We start from the raw sequence: 1,121 nt of genomic DNA, 5'->3' as shown, positions 1-1,121 counted from the left end.
GCGCCAGCAGCTCGCGGTACGACCCGCGCTGGGCCAGCCGGATCGCGGAGCCGAGCACCGCCCGCCCCGGCGGTGCGTCGCCCAGGCCGGCGATCTGCGCCTCGTACGACATGAGGCCGACCAGCCGGAAGCCGGGGCGGCCGGCGACGGCGGCGGCGGCGAGGGCCCCGGCGGCCCGGGCGCTGTGCACCGGTGAGCGGCGGACCCCGACGTGCACCCGCCCGCGCAGTGGCCGCCACGAGGCGTCCAGGTCGAGGCAGATCCGCAGCTCCGCCCGTCGCCCCGGTGGCACCGTGGCGTCGACGAGGTCGAGCTGGTCGGTGCCGTCCACCATCAGGGTCACGGCTGCGGCGAGGGCCGGGTCGGCGGCCAGTTCGGCGATGGCCGACCGATCGGCGGTGGGGTACGCCACCAGGGCGTCGTCGGTCACGCCACCCCGGACCAGCCAGATCGCCTCGGGGAGGGTGAACGCCATCACGCCGTGCCAGCCGGGCCGGCCCAACGCGCGGCGGATCAGGTCCCGGCTGCGGACCGACTTGCTCGCGATCCGCAGCGGCTTGCCGGCGGCGCGGTCGACCAGCGCCGTCGCGTTGGCGTCGAACGCCCCGAGGTCGACCACCGCGTACGGCGGGTCGAGGTGTGCGGTCGCCCGGTCGAGTCGATCGCGAATTATGTCACTTTCGGTGGCCACGGTCTGCACGCTAACTGTCCGGCGGTCAATGCGAAATACCCTCGCTTCTGTCCGGGCTGCGGGCGGTGGTCGCGGCGGCCTAGGCTCGGCGAGCAGGAGAATGTCGCGGCGGAGAAGCGTCCCGCCGGGTCTAGAGTGTTGCACCGGGAATGCCCAGCGATGGGCCGCCACGTGGAGGTACGGCCATCGAAAGCCAGCAGAACGGCGAGTCGCCCGGCGTGTCGCCGTCCCGAAACCAGCCCGGCGGGCCCACGTCCGGCGACCAGCCTGCCGCGTCCACGTCCGGTGCCGCCACGGGCGCCAACCAGCCCGGCGGGCAGCCCGACCACTCCGGTTACGCGGCGATCCGCTCGGTTCTGCGGATCCGACCGTTCCGCCGGCTCTGGATCGTCCTCGGCGCCGCCTCCTTCGGCGACTGGTTCGGCCTCCT

Annotated in this window: 1 protein-coding gene and 1 pseudogene; one reads left to right on the top strand and one right to left on the bottom strand. The window is 74.5% G+C overall.

The genetic code is table 11. The features are described from left to right. The coding region (locus AB0I76_RS30475; protein ID WP_357042763.1) for an alanine racemase at positions 1 to 691 on the bottom strand (691 nt) is incomplete at its 3' end. Positions 692 to 840: 149 nt separating this feature from the next. On the opposite strand from AB0I76_RS30475, the pseudogene AB0I76_RS30470 reads away from it, so the two are divergent. Next, positions 841 to 1,121: pseudogene (locus AB0I76_RS30470) on the top strand (hypothetical protein); the annotation flags it as partial.

The sequence above is a fragment of the Micromonospora sp. NPDC049799 genome (assembly GCF_040656655.1).
Classification (GTDB): domain Bacteria; phylum Actinomycetota; class Actinomycetes; order Mycobacteriales; family Micromonosporaceae; genus Micromonospora.
This window is presented reverse-complemented; position numbering and strand designations above follow the sequence as displayed.